Here is a 19285-nt window from a genome sequence, read left to right as displayed (position 1 = left end):
TGGCGGCCCCGACTATCTCCGGCCGCCTTGTCGGCGCCGCCCAACATGACACCGTTCACCGAGCAAGACATCCGCCACTATTTCGACGCCGGCACCTTCGGCCGCGGCGAGGACTACGCGCGGCGCGGCAAGGTGCGCGCCTTCAAGCTCAAGCCGGACATCGTCGACGGTGAAGTCAGCGGCAGCGGCGGCCAGCGCTACACCCAGCAGGTGAGGTGGCGCGCGGCGCGCACCGGCACCACGTTCCACGGCGACTGCACCTGCCCGATGCAGGGCAACTGCAAGCACGTGGTCGCGGTGCTGCTCAGCGCGGCGGCGAAGGGCGGCGCGCAGCCGGCCGCGGCGCCGCCCGGGCCGGCGCTGCCGTACGCGCTGTCGGCCTGGTTGCGGCAGCTTGGCGAGGTTGCGCAGGCGCCGCCGCCGCTGGCCAAAACCGCCAAAATCATATACCGGCTGGAGTTCGTGCTGATGTGGGACGAGCGCCGCGAACGTGTGAACTTGCACATGTGCAAAGCGCGCCTGCGCGCCGATGGCGCCGTCGTCTCGGTGGCGGCGGTGGCCGACAGCTACGCGATGCAAACCCGGCCGCCGGACTATCTGACGCCGGCCGAACTCTACCAAAGCCGCGTGTTCTTCGGCATCAAGGGCAGCGGCAGCCTGTTCGGTCCGGCCGCCCTGGAACCGGCGCAGGCTCTGGGCGCCGAGTTGTTGCGCATGTTGCTGGCGGCCGGCAAGTTGTCCTGGGCCGCCGGCAAGGACGAGTTGAAGGCCGGCCGCTTGCATCCGCTGAGCGCCGGTGCGCCGCGCGCCGGCGCCCTGGGCTGGCACGCGCAGGACGACGGCGGCGATGCGCTGCGCCTGGACTGGCAGTTCGACGACGGCGCGCTGATCGACTTTGTGCTGCCGACCGAACCGCCGTTGTATCTGCACGCGTACGCGCTGGGCGAGCTGGCGCTGGCCGGGGGCGCGCGCGCCATGCCGATGCGGGACTTGCACGACCTGGTCGCGCGGGCGCCGTTGCTGGCCGGGTGCGACCGCCTGGAGGTGTCGCGCCAACTGGCCGAGCGCGGGCTGGCGGCGCTGGTGTCGGCGCCGCCGGCCTTGCGCCGGACGCGGCGCGAGGATATCGCGCCGCGTCCCTTCCTGCTGCTGGGCGGCGTGGAGGACGGGCGGCGCCGCTGGCATGGTTTCGCCGTGCTGGCGTTCGACTACGACGGCCTGCGCGCCTCGTTCGACCCGGCCCATGAACTGCAGCGCCACGGCGGCGCCGGGACCGAGTTGATCGTGCGCGACGCGGTGGCGGAAGCGGCGGCCGCCGCGACGTTGGCGCAGCTCGGTTTCGCGCCTGTCGCCGATGCCGACTCGCCGCTGCGCACGCTGGCCGGGGCAATGGAACTACCCTCCGAGGCGCACTGGCTGGCCTTCGCCGCGGGCGGCGCGGCGCGCCTGCGCGCGGCCGGCTGGCTGGTTGAGATGCAAGCCGACTACCGCTACGACCTGGCCCAGGTGGACGACTGGTACGCCGACGTCGCCGACGGCGGCGAGGCCGGCAACGCCTGGTTCGAGCTGGAATTGGGCGTGCTGGTCGACGGCGCGCGCGTGCCGCTGCTGCCGGTGCTGGTGCAACTGATCCGCGAGGCGCCGCATCACTTCGACGCGGCCGCGCTGGCCGCGCGCGCCGACGACGAGGCGTTGCTGGCGCGCCTGCCCGGCGGCGTGCGCGTGGCGCTGCCGTGGGGCCGCCTGAAACCGATCCTGGCCGCGCTGGGCGAGCTGTACTTCAAGGACGGCGTCGGCGACGGCATCCGCCTGCCGGTGCTGGACGCGGCCCGCCTGGCCGAGTTGGAGGCCGGCGCGCAACTGCGCTGGCTGGGCGGCGAGCGGCTGCGGGCGATCGGCCGCAAGCTGGCCGGTTTCGGCGGCGTGCAGGCGGTCGCGGCCCCGGCCGGCCTGCGCGCCAGCCTGCGCGGCTACCAGAGCGAAGGGTTGGCGTGGATGCAGTTCCTGCGCGAGTATGGCCTGGCCGGCATCCTGGCCGACGACATGGGCCTGGGGAAAACCGTGCAGACCTTGGCGCACATCCTGCTGGAAAAGGAGGCCGGCCGCCTGACAGCGCCGGCGCTGGTGGTCGCGCCGACCAGCCTGATGGGCAACTGGCAGGCCGAGGCGGCGCGCTTCGCGCCGGACTTGCGCGTGCTGCTGCTGCAGGGGCCGCAGCGGCTGGAGCGCTTCGGCGACATCGGCCGGTTCGACCTGGTGCTGACCAGCTACGCGCTGCTGGCGCGCGACGAGGAGCCGTTGCGCGCGCAGCGCTACCACCTGCTCATCCTCGACGAATCGCAATACATCAAGAACAGCCGTTCCAAGGCGGCGCAGACGGCCGCGCTGCTGACGGCGGCGCACCGCCTGTGCCTGACCGGCACGCCGCTGCAAAACCACCTCGGCGAGCTGTGGTCGCAGTTCCACTTCCTGCTGCCCGGTTTGCTCGGCGACGAGAAGGGCTTCAACGCCGATTTCCGCAAACCGATTGAAAAGCTGGGCGACGGCGCGCGCAACGCGCTGCTGATCCGCCGCATCAAACCCTTCCTGCTGCGCCGCACCAAGGACCGCGTCGCCACCGAGCTGCCGGCGAAAACCGAGATGGTGCGCGAAGTCGAACTGGCCGGCGCCCAGCGCGACCTGTACGAAACGGTGCGCGTGGCGATGGACAAGAAGGTGCGCGACGAGATCGCCCGCAAGGGCGTGGCGCGCAGCCAGATCGTGATCCTCGAAGCGCTGCTGAAACTGCGCCAGGTGTGCTGCGACCCGCGGCTGGTCAAAATCGCCGGCGCCAAGAGTGGCGCGCCGTCGGCCAAGTTGGCCGAACTGATGGAGATGATCGCGACGCTGCTCGACGAGGGCAGGACCATTCTGGTGTTCTCGCAATTTACCAGCATGCTGGCGCTGATCGAGGACGAGCTGCGCCAGCGCGCCATCGCCTACGCGCTGCTGACCGGCGCGACCGGGGACCGCGCCGCCCAGGTCGAGCTGTTCCAGAGCGGCGCGGTGCCGATCTTCCTGATCAGCCTGAAGGCCGGCGGCGTCGGCCTGAACTTGACGGCGGCCGACACCGTGATCCACTACGACCCGTGGTGGAACCCGGCGGCCGAGAACCAGGCCACCGACCGCGCCTGGCGCATCGGCCAGGACAAGCCGGTGTTCGTCTACAAGCTGATCGCCAAGGGTACGCTGGAAGAGAAAATCCAGCTGATGCAGCGCAAGAAGGCGGACCTGGCCGATGCCGTGCTGGCCGAAGGCGACGGCGCGGCGGAGGGCTTGCGCATCACGCAGGACGACTTGCAAGCCATTTTCGCACCGCTGTAGCTGAGGCGGCGCGCGCCGCTCGCTCGGCTAGGCGGGCGCGAACGCCGGCCGCGCCGACGCCGCCAGCAGCGGCTCGAACTCGTCGGCCGGCATCGCCTGCCCGAACAAATAACCCTGGCCGTAGTCGCAGCCGGCGCGCCGCAGCAGTTCGCTTTGCGCGCCGCTTTCCACGCCCTCGGCGATCACTTTCAGGCCCAGCTTGTGCGCCATGACGATGATCGCCTCGCACAGCGCGACGTTGGCGGCGTCGTGCTCGAGGTTGTAGACGAAGGACTGGTCGATTTTCAGGAAGTCGAGGTGGAACTTGCGCAGGTACGACAGCGACGAATAGCCGGTGCCGAAGTCGTCGAGCGAGATCTGGATGCCGGCGTCCTGGAACGCCAGCAATTGCTGGGTTACGGCGCCGTTCGAGGCCAGCAGCAAGCCCTCGGTAATTTCCAGGCCGACCGCCGGGCTGTCGCTGCCGGCGGCGCGTTCGGTGCCGCTGCACAGGCTCAGCCATTCGGCGTAGTGGGCCTCGTTGTTGCGGTAGAACTGCGCCGGCGAGACGTTGACGCTGACGGTGAAGTCGGGGTTGAGCGCGCGCCAGCGCTTCGCTTGCCGCAACGCCTCGTGGAAGACCCAGTCGCCGATGCCGACGATGAGGCCGTTGTGTTCGGCGATGGGAATGAACTCGACCGGGCTGATCAGCCCTTGCGTCGGGTGCCGCCAGCGCAGCAACGCCTCGGCCTTGCCGATGCGCCCGCTGGCCAGGTCGACGATCGGCTGGTAGTACACCTGCAACTGCTGGCCGGCGACGGCGCGGCGCAGGTCGTTGCTCAGGTTCATGCGCGTTTGCGCCAGCCGCTGCATGCTGGGCGTGAAATAGCTGAAGCGGTTGCGCCCGGCGTCCTTCGACTGGTACAGCGCCTGGTCGGCGTTGCGCAGCAGCTCGCCGGCGTTGCCGGCGTCCTGGGGATACAGCGTAATGCCGATGCTCGCCGAGATATAGGCGACCTCGGCGCCCAGCAGGAACGGCTTGGCCAGGTCGTCGAGGATTTTCTGCGCCAGGTGGGTGGCGCTGTCGATGTCTTGCAATTCGCCCAGCGTGATGACGAACTCGTCGCCGCCGAAGCGCGCCACCGTGTCGGTTTCGCGCACGTAGGTGCTCAGGCGCCGACCCACTTGCCGCAGCAGCACGTCGCCGGTCTGGTGGCCCAGCGTGTCGTTGATTTCCTTAAAGTGGTCGAGGTCGATGAACAGCAGGGCCAACGGCAAATTCTTGCGCTGCGAGCGCTTGATGTCAATCTCCAGGCGGTTCTGGAACACGTTGCGGTTGGGCAGCCCGGTCAGGCGGTCGAAGTTGACCTCCCGCAGCGCCTGCTCGATCTGCTTGCGGTCGTGCACCTCGGAGGCCAGCGCGAACGCTTGCTGCTGCAGCGCGGCGATGCTGCGCTGCAGCAAGCCGATGCCGACCTGCGGGTCGTAGCTCTCGGCCGGCAGTACGTCGGTGTGCAAGTCGCACACTTGACGGAACATCGCCTGGTCTTGCTCCTTCGGAAACGCGCTGAGCGGATAACCGCATAACAGCGTAAACGAGTAGTGCTGCAGCAAGTCGTTGAAAAAGCGCTCGACATGGATGGCGGCGTCATGCTTGCCCAGCGAGCGCAGCGGGCAGTGCGCGGTGCCGCACAGAATCGCCACCATTTCGCCGAAAATATACACATGGCCCGGATGCTCGACCGCCGCTTGCGCGATGACGTTGCCGATCTCGGTGCGAAAGCGCAGTTCGTCGGGCACGCCGTCGTCCATGAACAGCGGCAGCATATGGTCGACCTCCAGCGGGATGTAGCGCCCGTCCGGATCGCCCGCGCCGCCGTTCAACAGGCCGCGCTGTCTGAGCGTGTCCTCCAACTGTTCCAGATGATTCCTGGTGGCGATAACGACGCCCTTGTCGCCGCGACTGAGGGCGGCGCCGATGTAGTCGCCCAAGCCCTTGATCAGGAAACTGTCGTCCTCGTAGAATTGCACTGTGTGCTGACAGGTACGGAGGTGTTCCATGGCGCTACCACCCAATTAATTGATACTATCGGTTAATTAGAGCCGGTCCGCCGGCGTTAGTTCCACGCGCGCGCGGCGCGATGCCGCGGTGAAATAAGGCTTGCGGACAAGGCCCGCCTCGCATACCTTATCCACTCCGCCACCGTCGATTGAGGAGTTCGCCGTGACCAGTTTCCGCACCAACACCGACCGCCTGCTGGAAGTGACGCTGCAAAACGAAAAGGTGCTGGCCATTGCCGGCTCGATGGTGGCCTATACCGGCAGCGTCAAGTTCGAGAAGTCGATCCTCGGCGGCGAAGGTATTTTCGGCGCGCTCAAGCGCAAGGCCAGCAACGAGGGCATGCAACTGATGCAGGTGTCCGGCAGCGGCAGCGTGTTGTTTGCCCAGGACGCCGCCGAAATCACGCTGCTGGCGCTGGCGGGCGACAAGCTGACGATCGAGAGCGGCAGCCTGCTGGCCTATGACAGCGCGCTGAAAACCGGCACCAGCTTCGCCGGCCTGCGCGGCGCCGCTTCCGGCCAGGGCCTGTTCAGCACCACGGTGGAGGGCAACGGCAACGTCGCGCTGATCGCCCGCGGCAATCTGATCATGCTCGAAGTGACGCCGGCGCAGCCCTTGCGCGTCGACCCCGACGCCTTCGTCGGCTTCAAGGGCAACATCACGCAGGAATTCGTCTTCGACGTCAACTGGCGCACCATGCTGGGCCAGAGCTCGGGCGAGTCCTACCAGCACAAATTCAGCGGCCAGGGCGTGGTGTTCATCCAGCCGGCCGAACGCTAGGCTGGCGGCCAACGAGCCAGGAAGTCAACCGAATCCGACTGGAGAACGCGATGCCCGTGTACCAACAAATCAATGAAAAAATGTTGCAGGTCCAATTAGCCGGCGAGCAGGTCTTCGCCCGCAAGGGCGCGATGGTGGCCTACCAGGGCGAGGTGCATTTCAGCCGCTCCTTCCTGGCCGGGCAGGGCGTGCAGAGCCTGGCCATGCGCGCCGCCACCGGCGAGGGCTACGCGCTGATGGCGGCCACGGGCAGCGGCAGCGTCTACTACGCCTGCGCCGGCCTGTTCGTCACCATTATCCCGGTGCGCGGCGAAACCTTGTACGTCGAGAGCGACAACCTGCTGGCCTTCGACGCCCGGCTGACGGCCGGCACCATGTTCCTCGGCAACCAGGGCGGGGTCCAGGGGGTGCTGCGCGGCGCCGTCTCCGGGCAGGGCTTGTTTACCAGCACGCTGCAGGGCACGGGCGAGGTCGCCATCCTGTCGGACGGCAACGCGATTGGCTTACCGGTGACGCCGGACGCGCCGGTGTGCGTCGATCCGCAAGCCTATCTGGGCCACACCGGACAACTGGCCTCGGCCATCGTCACCGACCTGAACTGGAAATCCTTCGTCGGCCAGGCCTCCGGCGAGTCGTACCAGGTCAAGTTCACCGGCCAGGGCACGGTCTACATCCAAGCGAGCGAAAGGTAAGCCATGACGATCTACAACCCCGACAACCTGCCGAAAAACGACAACCTGAACCGATTCGCCTTCGTCGTCGACGTCAAGGAACAGATGTTCATCCGCAAGGGCAAGATGATCGCCTTTTACGGCAACCTGAGTTTCGAGGCGATGGGTAACAGCGTGCTCGACATCCTGGTGCAACACGCCTTCAACGCCCCCAAGTACATCCACGACTTCGTGGTGGCGCAGGGGCAGGGCCAGTTGCTGCTCGGAGACAACGGCAACGACCTCGCTTGCTACGACCTGGATAAGGCGAATATGACGATACGCGCCAAGAACCTGCTGGGCTTCAGCAAGGACGTGATCTGCCAGGAATCGACGCTGCCGGGCTTCCTGACGATGCTCGGCAGCGGCAAGGTGATCGCCTCGTCGAACGGCCCGGTGCATTTCCTCGAACTGCCGTGCCGGGTCGACGAGCAGGCCGTGCTGGGCTGGGCCGACTGCCCCAGCCCGTCCTACCGCTACGACTACGAGCACGTCAAGGGCTGGGCCAGCGCCGCCGGCGCGTTGACCGGCTTCACCCTGTCGGGCGAGGAGAAGCAGGTCGACTTCACCGGCAGCGGCACCGTGCTGATCCAGTCGTCCGAACTCGACGTCAACGGCAGCGCCACCCTGATGAACCTGCTGGCGCAGTTGCCCATGCTGGGGCGCAACGAGTTGACGCAGCTGAGCCTGTCGGCGCAGCAGCGCATCAAGGACTGCCGCTAGGGTGGCGGCGCCGGCTGGCGCGCGATCCAGTCGAGCAGCTCGCGTCCGCACACGCGCGCGCGCGCGGTGTCGATCTGGCGCAGCTTGTACGCTTCGTGGCTGGCCGGGCCGCTCAGGCTGCGCTCGTGGCTGGCCTGGTCCATCAGCTGGATTTCGTACTCGAAGAAAAAGCCGACGTCATAGTCCTGGCCGGCGTCGGCCGTCTCGTCGGGGGGCACGTGGATCATTTTGCGCACCGTCACCTGGATGCTGCTGAAGCCGTCGCCGCTGTGCGGGTTGTCGCTGCGGGTCTGCGGCTGGGAGCTGGCCAGCAACTCCTCGTCCATGCGCCGCAGCAACGCCACCGGGTAGTCGTCGCTGCGCTCGAGCATGGCGCGGTACTTGATGAACACTTGCTTGGCGGCGTCGAGGTCGAGCAGGGTGTTGCGGGTGCGCTGGGCGTCGACGTTGGTCACCGACAGCAGGTGCGCGCGCTGCAACGTGCGCAGCGCGAACAGGCATTCGATGCGGGTGCCGAAGACCAGGCGCACGCCGAGGTGGTCGAAAATATCGGCGGCCAGGTAGGCGGCTTTTTGCAGCAGCTTGAGCAGGATGCTGTTGCGGCCCTTGTTGCTTTTCCTGTCGTAGTGCAGCAGCGGCAGGCAGACTTCGCCGTCGCTGAGGAAATAATGGTCGCCGTCGCGGTGGATCACCTCGTCGAGGCTGGCGAAGACCTGTTCGCGGATGGTGTTGAAGTAGCGCAGCTTGAGGTTGTTGTCGATGTAGAAGATGCCGTGCATCACCTTGAGCACCGCGCACGACCACATCCGCAGCAGGTCGGCGTGCTGGCCGCGCAGCGATGCGTACACCAGCAGTTGCAGCGGGTCGTCCGGCGCGGCCACCTCGGGCGGGATCAGCGCGCCCTGCCGCGGCGTCAGGAAGGTGGCGGCGATGAAGTCGACCGCCTCGCGGTGGGCGCGGGCGATCAGCGCCGGCGCCGCCGGCTGGTCCAGGTCGAAGCCGTATTCGCGCACGAACTGGCGCGCGTCGTGCAGGTTGCGCAAGGCCATCGCGCCCAGGTCGATCGCCGAGACGCCGTGGGCGATGGCGTTCAGATAGCTCCAGTTGAGCGAAAACTTGCGCGTGCTCTTGAGTGAAGCTCGTAGTTCAGTCATGTCACCCGTCGCCTGGCCATCCATCGTTGGGCGAGTATCGCAGCGCCCCGGGTTGTGGTCAATCAATAGATATGTTGCGGCGCACACAAAACGGCCGCGCCGGCGCGGGCGCGGCCGGCGCATAAAAAAAGCCCGCTGGCTGGCGGGCTGGCGGACGAACGGGGTGGCGCGCTTACGCGGCGTTGCCGGCCGATTTGCGGCGCGCCACGCCGACCAGCAGGCCCAGGCCGGCCAACAGCATCGCGTAGGTTTCCGGTTCCGGCACCGGTGGCGCGACGATGCCGTTGCGCACCGAGAAGTTGTAGCGGCCGTCCACGCCGGAGTCGATCGAATGGCCGACCAGGGAGCGCGAGCCGGTGTCGAGCAGCGCGCCATTGACGGCCGAGCCGGCCAACTCGTAGGAATGGTCGACGCCGTTCGACCAGCCGGCGCGTGCCGAGGTGCCGCCGATGCCGCCGGTGCCGTTGCTGGCGGTGCCGGTTTCCCAGTGGACGTTATCGTAGTTGTACTGGAAATCGAAATTGCCGGCGCCGGTGTCCGAGCGGTCGGTGATGATCAGCTGAAAGCTGTTGGTCTTGTCGGCGGCGTTTTGGTAGTAACCCACGTTGATCCAGTTGACGCCGAAGACGTTGCGGCCGCCGATCGTCGACTGGGCATACTGGACCACTTCGCTGTGGCTGTTGCGGGTGTCGACGTCGGCGAAGAACGGTGCCAGCATCGGGGTGCTGGTGCTCAGCAGGCTGAACGGGGTATAGGTGTTCAAGGCGTGGTTGAACGTCACGTTGCCGTTGTTGTTGACGTACAGCTGGGTGAAGTTAGCTCCAAAGAAATTGATGTTGAAACCCATGTCGACGACGCCGGTGGAGCCGTCGTCGTTGCGTGCCAAGGTATTGGCGGTGAACAAGTTCTGGTCGTGGATGGCGCCGGCCGATGCCGCCGTGGTAACGAAGGCGGCGGCGAGGGCGAGGCCGATGGTGATTTTGCGGAACATAGTAGTTTTCTCGTGAATGTAAACAACAATAAACGCTCACCCATGGCGTTGATGCGCGTTCACCAGCGCAGTCAAAGGTGCCAGCCGGAGTGAGGGGAAGGGGCGGAAAGTCGCGATTCTCGTAATAGAAAACACAAGTTTTCCGGCGCGGCGAATGTTATCACGAAATAAATTATTAGAATAGCACTGTTGGCAACGGTGCCGGCGCCGCACTTCGGCGCCCGGCCGCGCCCGGGGCGTTGCCAGCCGGCGGACCGGTCGCCCTGGCCCGGCCGGCGATCGCGGTTCTGCGGGGGCCCCTTTTTTGCTATGCTAGCGTCTTTCCACCGGCCGGCGCCGCCGCCCTAGGCTGGCGGACCCCTATTTACGGAGCAGCGCATATGGCCTCATTACAAGAGCAGTTTTTGAAATCCGGCTTAATCGACAAGAACAAGGCCAAACTGGCCAACCAGGACAAGAGCAAGCAGCAGAAGGTCGAGCGCCGCACCGGCACGCAGAGCGTCGACGAGGTGCGCCTGGCCGCGCTGGAGACGCAGCGCAAGAACGCCGAGCGGGCGCGCGAACTGAATGCCCAGCGCGACGCGGCCGCCACCCAAAAGGCGATCGTCGCGCAAATCGCCCAGTTGGTGCAGAAGAATCGCCAGAGCAAGGGCGCCGGCGACATCGCTTACAATTTCACCCACGACAAGAAGATCGAGCGGCTATATGTGTCGGCCGCGGTGCAGGCGCATTTGGTGGCCGGGCGCCTGGTGATCGTCTGCCAGGGCGGCGCCGTCGAATTGGTGCCGCGGGTTATTGCCGACAAGATCGCCGAGCGCGACGCCGCGCTGGTGGTGCGGGTGAACAAGGCCAGCACCGAGGTCGAAGCCGACGATCCGTACGCCGCCTTCCAGATCCCCGACGACTTGATGTGGTAGCCAGCGCGCCGGCCGGCAGCTGATGGCCGCCATCGACGGCCCCGCTAGCGCGCCGCCGCCTGCCAGCCGCGCAAGCCGCGGATGGCTTCTTCCTTGAACTTGGCCTCGATCTCGATCCACGGCGCCTGCGCGTAGGCGGCCGGCATCGTGCCGATCAAGTCGGCATGCTGGCGGTCGTTGAAGGAGGCGCGGCCATTCGAGATATGCACCAGTTGCTGTTCCGGCACGGCCCAGGTGGCGCGCGCCCTGGCCAGCATCTCGGCCACGCTGGGGTCGTCGTAGCTGTCGAGTTTTTCGTGCACGATATGGTGGTGGGCATCGAACACCATCGGCACGCCGCAGCGCAGGCAGATTGCGTGGATCTCGGCGGCGCCGTACGCATACTCGTCGTTCTCCAAGCCCAGGCGGCAGCGGATCGCGTCGGGTAGCGCGGCGATGCGCTCAAGCAGCGCGTCGGCGCGCTTGGCCTTGCCGCCGTGAATCTCCAGCAGCGCCCACGACGTGCGCGGCTGGCCCAGCATGTCCATGATGTCGGCGTGCATCTGCAGGATCTTGACGCTGTTCGCCACCACGCTGGCCGAATCGGAACTGAGCACGACAAACTGGTCCGGATGCATGACCAGCCGGATGGCGCCTTCGCGCGCCCGCGTGCCCGTTTGCGCCAGCGCCGGCGCGAAGCCGGCCAGCAGAGCGCGGCCGATATCGTCGTCGGCGAAGGGGAAGATCGACGAGGGGATGCGGTACAGCGCAATGTCTTCGCGCTCGCAGTAACGCAGCGCCTTGTCCAGGGTCTGGATATTGGCGCGGTAAATGTCGTCGAGTAGTTTTTGCTGTGATTCGAGCGCATGCTCAAGCAGGCGCTTGCGCGTGATGGTGCGATATTTGACGTCGTTCGAGACGGTGACGCAGACGAGGCCGAGATGGGGGCGCATTGGGGGGGCAGGCTGGGATATCGGACTTCCTATGCTAGCCATTTCCTGGCCGCGGTGGCGCACTGGTGAACGCTTGCGGCCTGCGCTACGCGCTGGCGATTCCTGCTGATCTCGCATTTGGGTAAGGCGGGACTCGGCCACTGCCGCCAAGGGTGGACGGGGCGGCTTACCGCTTGCGCTCGGTTCGAACTGTTAAGTCTTCCTTAATAGTTGCCTCCGCTCGCAATAGTCGATCAGCCAGCGCTTGCCGTCGTCGCGATCGACGATCAAGGCGGTCTTGCGGCGCAGCTCCAATATCGTTCCGATCCGTTGCGCGTTGGCTCTGGCGTCGAAATACTCGACCGACTGCCCCGCTTGCAGGCGCGCTTGAATCGCCTGCAGGCGGGCCGGCTCGTCGAGGGCCACGCTGATGGCCGCGCGCATGCGAAACAATTCGAATGCCGAGGCCTCGTTCAACACTTTCAACACGTCGGAAAAATTCATGTTCGATGCCGTCCAAGTCAAGTTTGCGGGGCGGGAGGCGCGACGCCGGCAGTCCGGCCGGGCCAGCGTCGCCGACGCCGTTTGCCGCGGCGGGGAAGGAAGCACACCCTTCCGCGCCGCCGTCGGCGCCGTCCCTGGCGTGCGCGGCGCCGGGCCTGCTCCGCTATAATTGGGCGGCCTACGGCGCCGCGTTGTCCGGCGGCCTTGATTCCCCCGTTCCACCTCCCAATTTTACCGCCATACAATGAAACTCACCGCGCAGTGCTCCATCCGCATCGCCGAGCCGCCCATCAAGGGCCCGGCGTCGCGCGCCCGCAAGCAGTTCAATACCCTGATCAGCGGAGGGCCTTGGTGCTGCTGCTTGACCAAATGTACCAGCACAAGTCGATGGGCAAAAAAGACCGCGCCAAGCTGGCCGGTCTGATCTGCTCGACGGCGTTCGAAATGCTCGAGGACGGCGACGACGCCGAGCTCAAGGAGATTTACAACCGCCACAGCGGCGGCGACTTCGACGCCGACGCCGCCGAGGATGGCGCGGCTTTCAAGGACATGATGGAGGGCATCCTGGGCGTGCGCCTGGACGCCGACGCCGACCTGCGCTCGCCCGAGGCCATGATGGAGGCGCTGGCCGCGCAGATGCATCGGCACGCCGGCGAGGAGCAGCAGGCCGCGCGGGCCGAGGCGGCCGCGCGCCCCAAGCCGGCCGGCGCGCTCGCGCGCGAACGGCGCCAGGAAGCCGAGGTCGACCGGCTCAAGCAATCGGTGCGCGATATTTTCCGCAAGCTGGCCAGCGAACTGCATCCTGACCGCGAGCCGGACGCCACCGAGCGGGAGCGCAAGACCGCGCTGATGTAACGCGTGAACGTGGCGTACGCGGCCAACGACCTGTTGGGGCTGTTGGAACTGCAACTGGAGGTGGAGCAGCTCGACCAGGCCGGCCTCGACAACCTGAGCGAGGAGCGGATCAAGCAGTACAACAAGATCCTCGAAGGCCAGTTGCGCGAGGTCGAACGCGAGACCGCCGAGATCGAGTACGCGGCGGCAATGGACATGGGCGGGGAAGCGCGGGGACGCCTGACGCCGCAAACGATGCTGCGCCACCTGCGCGTCGATATGCAGCAATGCAGGCAAGGCTTGACGCTCTCGTCGCCGAGCTGGACCAGTTCGGCGACGTCAACAAGCTCTAGGCATGGCTGAAGACGTACCGGCCCCCCCGCGGCGTCCGACTATGACGACGCGTATTGGTAATGACTTGGCCGCGCCGGAAACGCGCCGGCGCGAGGAGCGTTGCCGACCGGGGTGGCAGTCCCGGCCGAAGGCGCGCGAGGCCCTATAGCGGCTTGCTGCACAGGCGAAAGTCGGGGGCGTCGGTGTACGGCCGGATCTGGAAACCCAGGCTCGCCATGAGCTTGAGCATGCCGTTGTTTTTACACAGCACCAGGCCGTCGATGTCGCTCAAGCCCTTGTCGCGCGCCACGTCCATGATCGCCAGCATCAAGCGCGTACCCAGCCCCTGGCCGCTGAAACGGTCGTCGACCAGCAGCGAGAATTCGCAGCTGCTGCGGTCCGGGTTGGCGATGTAGCGCGATACGCCGATGATGCTGGAGGTTTCGACGAATTCGCCGTCCGGCCCCGGCGCGCGCCGGGTCTGCACCGCCACCATCGCCATCTCGCGGTCGTAGCCGATCAGCGTGTAGCGGGCCAGCATCGGCACCGACAGCTCGCGCAGCGACGAGGCGAAGCGGTAGTAGCGCGACTTCTCCGACAGCCGGCGCACCAGCTCCTGCAGCATCGAGGCGTCGTCCGGTTGCACCGGGCGCAGAGTGTACCGGCCGCCGCCGCGCATCGGCCACTCCTGCGTGTAGTTCGACGGGTAAGGCAGGATCGCCAGATGCGCGTAATTGTGCGTCGCCGGCGGCGCGTGGTCGATGACGATGCGGGCGTCGACGGCCAGCGCGCCGTGCTCGTCGACGATCAGCGGATTGATGTCCATTTCCCGCAACTGCGGCAGCGCGCACACCATCTCCGATACCCGCAGCAGCATGTGCTCGACCGCTTCGCGCTGCGCCGGCGGGGCGCCGCGCCAGTCGCCCAGCATCGCCTCGTTGGCGCCGCGCGCCAGGATGGTTTGCGTGATGGGGATGTGGAAGGCCGCCAGCAGCGCCTTCGACTCCATCTCGGTAAGCATCTTGCGCGGTTCGGCCAGCACACCCTCGATCAGCAGGCGGGCGCCGTCCAGGTCGGGCTGGTCGGGTTGCGACAGCGGCGGCGGGGTTTGCTGCAGCAGTTGCTGGTTTTGGTAGAACGAGGCGATGTTGCTAAAGCCGTTGACGGCCGCCTCCGGCGTGCGGAACGTGGCCAGGCCGGCGGCGTTGATGATCCGGCGCGCCGGCGCGACTTGCTGGTCGCCCATCCAGCAGGTCAGCGGCGGCTTGCCCAGGCCGGCGTTGAGGGCGCAGACGGCGCGCGCCACGGCGGCCGGGGCGCCGTCAAGCTTGGGCGAGTAGATGACCAGTATGCCGTCGACCAGCGGGTCGCGCGCGCAGGCCAGCACCGCCGCGCAGTAGGCGTCGGCGTCGGCCTGCTCCGACAGGTCGAGCAGGTTGCTCAGGGTGGCGTGGGGCGGCATATTCGGCGTGGTGGCCGGGCGGACGCACATTGCAGAAGGCGCTGCCGGCGCCCTCGGCCAGTACCAGGTCGGTGGCCAGCACGGCGGCGCCGGCCGCGCGTAGTGAAATTAAGCAATTTCAACCCAGTGGAATGAGCGGGATCAAATTATTCATTGATCCACATCAAAATTTACGCTTTCCGCGAGACGGTCCGAAAGGGCGGGGGCCGAGGATGAGGCATCCGACAAACGACAACGCCAACCGGCGAGGGTTGGCGTTTTGTCACAACCAATTCTTGGTCGCCCGGGGCGGAACCGAACCACCGACACAAGGATTTTCCAGAATCGCGCCGAGTTCCAATAATAGTTAAGCCGCGCCCCGAAGCAGCGCCGGCTTACACCCATTGTCAGGCGCGTGGCCGCTTGCGCCACTTGCTCGTATACGGCAGCGCGAACAGGTACAGGCCGGAAATGAGCATCAGAAAGAGCGGGGGCAGCGGCGAGTACGTTATCCACGGCGACGGCTCGCCAAGATCCACCGCTCTTGCCATGAAGTTGGCCATCACAGTCATGGTGAAAACGATGGACAGCCAGCGGTGGCCCTGTCGAATCCAATGACTCCAGTTCATGGCGACTTCCGCGAATGCGGCTTGGCTGCGGCCTCGATCATTTTCCATCCGTTGCCGGAAGGATCCCGAAAGCCGGCATCCACGTTGCCGTAGCGATCCACGGGCTCCTGCGTGAACTCAACGCCGCACTTGCTCAGACGTTCGTAAGCGGCACGGCAGTTGTCCACTAACAGCACCAGTGGCGGCATGGCTCCCTTCGCTACGATCTCATGTAAGATCTGCGCGGTTGCCGCGTCATGCACCGGGGGCCCGGGAATAAACAAGCCGAGCTGGAATGAGGGTTGGTCTGGATGCTGCACCGTCAGCCAACGATAGTCGCCGTTTCGAACGTCGGTGTGGACGAGGAACCCCAGCTTTTCGACGTAGAAGGCAAGCGCTTCGTCCTGGTCACGCACATACAGACCGGCCATATTGACACTTTGATTCATATCAGCTCCTTAGGTTGAAGCTACAGTGTGCCAGCCGCTTTCATTCGCCGCTTCTCCAAAACTGCGATATTGAGGTTTGGCCGTTGTGCATCGCGCATGACGCACTCGGGGATATGTTCCCCGACATGCGGAACCGAGCGCTCGCGCGCTCGAAGCTCGCCCGGATTTCCACCGGTGATGTCACGGAAGATGCGCCCAAAGGAGCCGAGACTGGTCCAGCCGGTTTGCAGCGCGATCTCCGTAATGGACAGGTCGGTGTCGCGCAGCAGCGCCGTCGCTCGCTCGATACGACGTGTGAGCAGGTAGCGATGTGGCGGTACGCCGAAGGCCTTCTTGAACTCGCGCGCGAAGTACGCCACCGAGACCGCGCTCACTTGCGCTAAGCGGTGGATGGGCCACTCCTCATGGGAGGCTGCGTCCATCCTATCTTTCGCACGCAACAATCGCCGCAGTAGCAGGGGACTCTGAGTCATCCTATCCTCGCACGTAACTGTTGCTTACATAGCCCGCCAAAAGGAGCGGAAATCGACCGACCCACCGGCTGCTCACCCACAAAACAAAAACGCCAACCTGCATGGGTTGGCGCTCTCTTTAAAGCATTCTTGGTGGCCCGGGGCGGAATCGAACCACCGACACAAGGATTTTCAATCCTCTGCTCTACCGACTGAGCTACCAGGCCAAGGTGCGGAATTATAGCAGGCCTGCGGCGCGTCTGGCTAGGGTCTGTTCGCGAACTGTCGCGTCCGCCGCGTTTCGGCGCGCCGCCCGGCTACAGCGTGATCGTGGCCGGCGATGTGGTCTCGGGCGCTTTCCCGGACAGGCGGCGCGAGCTGGGCGACAAGATGGGCTGCAAATTCGTCTTTCCGGTGGTGCCGCGGGCGCGCATGGCGTCGATGTTCCTGCAGTCCGGCGAGGCCGACCTGACTGCAGGTCGGCCGCGGCGACTTCACCGTGGTCGCGCCGTCGGTATTCCTGACGTCGCTGGGTAAGGACCCGGCGCTGGCGGACTTGCGCGAGAAACTCGAATTTACCACGCTGGAGGGGCTGCCGCCGACCGAGAGCGGGGCCTACATCTCCAAGCGCTCGCCGTCCGCCGCCGACCAGGCCGAGCTGTACGCCTTGCTGGAGCGCGCGCGCAAGGGCGTGCTGTGGAAGTCGTTCCAGAGGTACTATCCGGCCGAGCTGCTGCAGTATTTCGTGTTGCAGCACTAGCGGAGATGCCGAGTTAAGCTTGCGTAGGTCGGATGCGGGGGCCGCCGGGGCGAACGCGTAATCCGACGCCGGGCCGCCGCCGGCGCCAGCCGGCTTACGCCGTCCCGGCTAACTCGACCTACGAAAACCCTGAGCTTAGCGGTTCTCCTGGTACAACTGGACGCGGTCGTGGCCGGCCTGTTTGGCCCGGTACATGGCGAGGTCGGCGTGCTTGGTCAGTTCGATCTCGTCGCCGCCGTGCCCGGGGGTAGATGGCGACGCCGATGCTGGCCGAGATGCGTAGCTGGTGGCCGGCGACGACGTAGGGCTGGCCCAGGCTATGGCGGATTTTCTCGGCCACGCCGGCGGCGCCGTCGGCGCTTTCGACGACGCGCAGCAGCACCATGAATTCGTCGCCGCCGATGCGCGCCACCGCGTCCGACTCGCGCACGCAGTCGAGCATGCGCAGCGCCACCTCCTTGAGCAGCAGGTCGCCGGTGCGGTGGCCGTGCCGGTCGTTGACCGGCTTGAACAGGTCGAGGTCGAGGAACAGCAGCGCCAACTGCTGCCGGTCGCGCCGGGCGCTGGCCAGCGCCAGTTGCAGACGGTCGGAAAAGAGCGCGCGGTTGGGCAGGCCGGTCAGCATGTCGTGCTGGGCCAGGTGGCGGATGCGCTCCTCGCCGCGGCGCCGTTCGCCGATGTCGCGCGTCACCCCCAGCAGGCCGACGAACTGGCCGGCGCCGTTGCGCATGCCGCTGACGTTGGCCTCGGTCCACACCGAACCGCCTTCTTTGCACGGGTATTCCAGTTCGTGGCGGAAGGCCGGCACCGGCTGGCCGGCGCGGATCGCCGTGACCAGGCCGTGCAGGCCGGCCGCGGCGACGGCCGCCGAGGCCGGCGTGAGCAAGTCGGCCAGCGCCCGCGGCATCAATTCCGCCGGGCTGTAGCCGAGCAGCTTTTCCACCGACGGGCTGAGGTAGGTGAAGCGGCCGTCCAGGTCCATGGTCCAGATCAGGTCGGAGGCGTGGTCGGCCAGCAGGCGGTGGCGTTCCTCGCTCAGGCGCAGGGCTTGCTCGGTGTGCTTGCCGTGGCCCAGCGCGTTGGCCAGGCGCCGGTTGGTGCGCAAGATGTAGACGGCCAGCGCGGCGCTCGCCGCCAGTAGCGCCAGCGCGCCGGCCAGCCAGCTCAGGTCGAGCTTGGGGCCGGGCTGGTACAGGAAGCCCTGGATCGAAAAATCGCGCGGCAGCTGGCCCAGGCCGACGTAGGCGGCGGCGATGTGGCGCCAGCGCTCCGGGTTCATGTAGCCGATTTCAATGAGGTCGGTGCGCAGCAGCGGCGCCATCGCCGCCGCCTCGGACAGGTAGAACTCGAGGCTGTGCGCGGCCGAGTACTGGCCGATGATCAGCTCGGCGATTTGGCGTCGGTGCGTCATCGCGTATTGCCAGCCGCGCAGGCTGGCGTCGCGGAAGGCCTTGGCCCGGCCCGGATGCAGGCGGATCTCGGCCTCGGTGGTAAACAGGTTGTCGCCGTAGAAGTCGATGCCGGCCGCGCGCGGCGTGTAGACCTCGTACTCGAAGCCCAGCTGGTCGAAATAATACGGTTCCGTGGTCAGGTAGGCCGAGATCGCGTCGACCTTGCCATCGATCAGGTCCTGCGGCCGGTTGCTGTGCTTGAGCTGGACGAAGCGCCCCGGCCCGACGCCTTCCCGCGCCAGGTAGGCCAGCAGCTCGTCGGACTGTTCCTCGATCATGATGCGCTTGCCGAGCAGGCCGCGCACGCCGGCCGCGGCGCCGCTCTTGGGCGCCAGCAGCACCGCCGGCGAATGCTGGAAGATCACCGCCAGCGCCACCACCGGCTGGCCGGCCTGGCGCGCCAGCAGCAGGCTGCTGGTGGCGACGCCGTATTCGGCCTCGCCGCGCACCACGTTCTTGACCGAGTCGGCGCTCGGCGAGCCCTCGACGATGGTGACGTCGAGTCCGGCCTCGCGGTAGTAGCCCAGCTCCTTCGCCGCGTAATAGCCGGCGAACTGGAAGGCGTGCGACCATTTCAGTTGCAGCGTGACCGGTTCCAGCGCCTGCGCCGGGGCCGCCGGCCACAGCCAGGCTTGCAGCGCCACCGCGGCGCCCAACACGAAACGGCCTAACAGTCTGTTCATAGGTGGTCAATGGCGTGGAAAGGGGGGCGGGCGCGGCGCGGCCGGGGCCGCCGGCGCGTCCGCAAGCCATGCAAACCTTGTCCGATTAGTGACTGTTCAGCCGCTATGCGGCAAGCGGGATAGGATTACCGTTGAAGGCCCGGAGCAGAACCTCAAGCATGCCATGGCCTTGCTTGCGTA

18 protein-coding genes, 1 tRNA gene and 2 pseudogenes are annotated in these 19285 nt (G+C 66.5%); 9 read left to right on the top strand and 12 right to left on the bottom strand.

Annotated features, from left to right (window positions below):
- The first annotated feature begins 45 nt into the window (after positions 1–45).
- Positions 46–3363 (top strand): SNF2-related protein, encoded by a 3318-nt coding sequence (locus ACFDR9_RS16260; RefSeq protein ID WP_409031672.1) that lies wholly within the window; start codon positions 46–48, stop codon positions 3361–3363.
- A 27-nt stretch (positions 3364–3390) separates the two neighbouring features.
- Here ACFDR9_RS16260 and ACFDR9_RS16255 read toward each other — a convergent pair whose 3' ends face one another.
- Positions 3391–5403, bottom strand: a complete 2013-nt coding sequence (locus ACFDR9_RS16255) for an EAL domain-containing protein (RefSeq protein ID WP_409031671.1) — start codon at positions 5401–5403, stop codon at positions 3391–3393.
- A 163-nt stretch (positions 5404–5566) separates the two neighbouring features.
- Here ACFDR9_RS16255 and ACFDR9_RS16250 point away from each other — a divergent pair, with 163 nt between their 5' ends.
- Genes ACFDR9_RS16250 through ACFDR9_RS16240 form a run of 3 tightly spaced genes read left to right on the top strand, consistent with a single transcriptional unit; the run spans position 5567 to position 7617 of the window.
- On the top strand, positions 5567–6184 hold the full coding sequence (locus ACFDR9_RS16250; protein ID WP_017877695.1) for an AIM24 family protein: 618 nt from the start codon (positions 5567–5569) through the stop codon (positions 6182–6184).
- Between the two features lie 50 nt (positions 6185–6234).
- Positions 6235–6876: an AIM24 family protein gene (locus tag ACFDR9_RS16245; RefSeq protein WP_409031670.1), complete on the top strand. Its 642-nt coding sequence runs from the start codon at positions 6235–6237 to the stop codon at positions 6874–6876.
- 3 nt (positions 6877–6879) lie between these two features.
- The gene (locus ACFDR9_RS16240; RefSeq protein ID WP_409031669.1) at positions 6880–7617 is read left to right on the top strand and encodes an AIM24 family protein; all 738 of its coding nucleotides are present in this window, start codon (positions 6880–6882) and stop codon (positions 7615–7617) included.
- On the opposite strand, the gene ACFDR9_RS16235 is transcribed toward ACFDR9_RS16240, so the two are convergent.
- Both ACFDR9_RS16235 and ACFDR9_RS16230 read right to left on the bottom strand, forming a co-directional pair.
- Complete coding sequence (locus ACFDR9_RS16235; protein ID WP_409031668.1) at positions 7614–8771, bottom strand: TIGR04552 family protein; 1158 nt, start codon at positions 8769–8771, stop codon at positions 7614–7616. The two genes, ACFDR9_RS16240 and ACFDR9_RS16235, sit on opposite strands and share 4 nt — an antisense overlap.
- 172 nt (positions 8772–8943) lie before the next feature.
- Positions 8944–9762: a nidogen-like domain-containing protein gene (locus ACFDR9_RS16230; protein ID WP_017877691.1), complete on the bottom strand. Its 819-nt coding sequence runs from the start codon at positions 9760–9762 to the stop codon at positions 8944–8946.
- Between the two features lie 380 nt (positions 9763–10142).
- On the opposite strand from ACFDR9_RS16230, the gene ACFDR9_RS16225 reads away from it, so the two are divergent.
- Positions 10143–10679 carry a DUF2058 domain-containing protein gene (locus ACFDR9_RS16225; protein WP_409031667.1) on the top strand — a complete coding sequence of 179 codons (537 nt, stop codon included), beginning with the start codon at positions 10143–10145 and terminating at the stop codon, positions 10677–10679.
- Between the two features lie 44 nt (positions 10680–10723).
- Here ACFDR9_RS16225 and ACFDR9_RS16220 read toward each other — a convergent pair whose 3' ends face one another.
- Together ACFDR9_RS16220 and ACFDR9_RS16215 are read right to left on the bottom strand one after the other, a co-directional pair.
- Entirely contained in the window at positions 10724–11611 is an 888-nt protein-coding gene (locus ACFDR9_RS16220; RefSeq protein WP_409031666.1) for a UV damage endonuclease UvsE, read from the bottom strand.
- Between the two features lie 192 nt (positions 11612–11803).
- Positions 11804–12094: a hypothetical protein gene (locus ACFDR9_RS16215; protein ID WP_017877688.1), complete on the bottom strand. Its 291-nt coding sequence runs from the start codon at positions 12092–12094 to the stop codon at positions 11804–11806.
- Positions 12095–12445: 351 nt separating this feature from the next.
- On the opposite strand from ACFDR9_RS16215, the gene ACFDR9_RS16210 reads away from it, so the two are divergent.
- Complete coding sequence (locus tag ACFDR9_RS16210; RefSeq protein ID WP_409031665.1) at positions 12446–12949, top strand: hypothetical protein; 504 nt, start codon at positions 12446–12448, stop codon at positions 12947–12949.
- A 3-nt stretch (positions 12950–12952) separates the two neighbouring features.
- Positions 12953–13291: a hypothetical protein gene (locus tag ACFDR9_RS16205; RefSeq protein WP_409031664.1), complete on the top strand. Its 339-nt coding sequence runs from the start codon at positions 12953–12955 to the stop codon at positions 13289–13291.
- A gap of 133 nt (positions 13292–13424) precedes the next feature.
- On the opposite strand, the pseudogene ACFDR9_RS16200 reads toward ACFDR9_RS16205, so the two are convergent.
- From ACFDR9_RS16200 to ACFDR9_RS16175, 6 genes and pseudogenes are all read right to left on the bottom strand, one after another.
- A pseudogene (locus ACFDR9_RS16200) lies at positions 13425–14675 on the bottom strand (GNAT family N-acetyltransferase); the annotation flags it as partial.
- A 46-nt stretch (positions 14676–14721) separates the two neighbouring features.
- Positions 14722–14829 (bottom strand): annotated as a pseudogene (locus tag ACFDR9_RS16195) (histone deacetylase family protein); the annotation flags it as partial.
- Between the two features lie 280 nt (positions 14830–15109).
- Entirely contained in the window at positions 15110–15331 is a 222-nt protein-coding gene (locus ACFDR9_RS16190; RefSeq protein ID WP_409031663.1) for a hypothetical protein, read from the bottom strand.
- Positions 15328–15759, bottom strand: a complete 432-nt coding sequence (locus ACFDR9_RS16185) for a VOC family protein (protein WP_026133102.1) — start codon at positions 15757–15759, stop codon at positions 15328–15330. Before ACFDR9_RS16185 ends, ACFDR9_RS16190 begins: the two co-directional genes overlap by 4 nt.
- Before the next feature lie 20 nt (positions 15760–15779).
- Complete coding sequence (locus ACFDR9_RS16180) at positions 15780–16232, bottom strand: helix-turn-helix transcriptional regulator (protein ID WP_017877683.1); 453 nt, start codon at positions 16230–16232, stop codon at positions 15780–15782.
- Between the two features lie 130 nt (positions 16233–16362).
- Positions 16363–16438 (bottom strand) — tRNA-Phe (locus ACFDR9_RS16175).
- Positions 16439–16535: 97 nt separating this feature from the next.
- Here ACFDR9_RS16175 and ACFDR9_RS16170 point away from each other — a divergent pair.
- Together ACFDR9_RS16170 and ACFDR9_RS16165 are read left to right on the top strand one after the other, a co-directional pair.
- Positions 16536–16748, top strand: a complete 213-nt coding sequence (locus ACFDR9_RS16170) for a hypothetical protein (protein ID WP_198292035.1) — start codon at positions 16536–16538, stop codon at positions 16746–16748.
- A complete protein-coding gene (locus ACFDR9_RS16165) occupies positions 16711–16971 on the top strand; it encodes a hypothetical protein (RefSeq protein WP_017877681.1) in 261 nt (86 codons plus the stop codon). The genes ACFDR9_RS16170 and ACFDR9_RS16165 overlap by 38 nt, the downstream gene beginning before the upstream one ends.
- 118 nt (positions 16972–17089) lie before the next feature.
- Here the strand turns inward: ACFDR9_RS16165 and ACFDR9_RS16160 are convergent, their stop codons facing one another.
- The gene (locus ACFDR9_RS16160; RefSeq protein ID WP_409031662.1) at positions 17090–19105 is read right to left on the bottom strand and encodes an ABC transporter substrate-binding protein; all 2016 of its coding nucleotides are present in this window, start codon (positions 19103–19105) and stop codon (positions 17090–17092) included.
- Positions 19106–19285 lie beyond the last annotated feature (180 nt).

The organism is Janthinobacterium sp. CG_23.3 (genome assembly GCF_046115965.1).
GTDB lineage: Bacteria > Pseudomonadota > Gammaproteobacteria > Burkholderiales > Burkholderiaceae_D > Janthinobacterium.
Note: the sequence above shows the minus strand (reverse complement) of the source record. Positions and strands in the feature narration are given on the sequence as shown.

Excerpts from the sequence above, each read along its gene's own strand:
- ACFDR9_RS16260 (WP_409031672.1), top strand. The coding sequence starts at position 46 with ATGACACCGTTCACCGAGCAAGACATCCGCCACTATTTCGACGCCGGC.
- ACFDR9_RS16255 (WP_409031671.1), bottom strand. The coding sequence starts at position 5,403 with ATGGAACACCTCCGTACCTGTCAGCACACAGTGCAATTCTACGAGGAC.
- ACFDR9_RS16245 (WP_409031670.1), top strand. The coding sequence starts at position 6,235 with ATGCCCGTGTACCAACAAATCAATGAAAAAATGTTGCAGGTCCAATTA.
- ACFDR9_RS16240 (WP_409031669.1), top strand. The coding sequence starts at position 6,880 with ATGACGATCTACAACCCCGACAACCTGCCGAAAAACGACAACCTGAAC.
- ACFDR9_RS16235 (WP_409031668.1), bottom strand. The coding sequence starts at position 8,771 with ATGACTGAACTACGAGCTTCACTCAAGAGCACGCGCAAGTTTTCGCTC.
- ACFDR9_RS16230 (WP_017877691.1), bottom strand. The coding sequence starts at position 9,762 with ATGTTCCGCAAAATCACCATCGGCCTCGCCCTCGCCGCCGCCTTCGTT.
- ACFDR9_RS16225 (WP_409031667.1), top strand. The coding sequence starts at position 10,143 with ATGGCCTCATTACAAGAGCAGTTTTTGAAATCCGGCTTAATCGACAAG.
- ACFDR9_RS16220 (WP_409031666.1), bottom strand. The coding sequence starts at position 11,611 with ATGCGCCCCCATCTCGGCCTCGTCTGCGTCACCGTCTCGAACGACGTC.
- ACFDR9_RS16215 (WP_017877688.1), bottom strand. The coding sequence starts at position 12,094 with ATGAATTTTTCCGACGTGTTGAAAGTGTTGAACGAGGCCTCGGCATTC.
- ACFDR9_RS16190 (WP_409031663.1), bottom strand. The coding sequence starts at position 15,331 with ATGAACTGGAGTCATTGGATTCGACAGGGCCACCGCTGGCTGTCCATC.
- ACFDR9_RS16185 (WP_026133102.1), bottom strand. The coding sequence starts at position 15,759 with ATGAATCAAAGTGTCAATATGGCCGGTCTGTATGTGCGTGACCAGGAC.
- ACFDR9_RS16180 (WP_017877683.1), bottom strand. The coding sequence starts at position 16,232 with ATGACTCAGAGTCCCCTGCTACTGCGGCGATTGTTGCGTGCGAAAGAT.
- ACFDR9_RS16160 (WP_409031662.1), bottom strand. The coding sequence starts at position 19,105 with ATGAACAGACTGTTAGGCCGTTTCGTGTTGGGCGCCGCGGTGGCGCTG.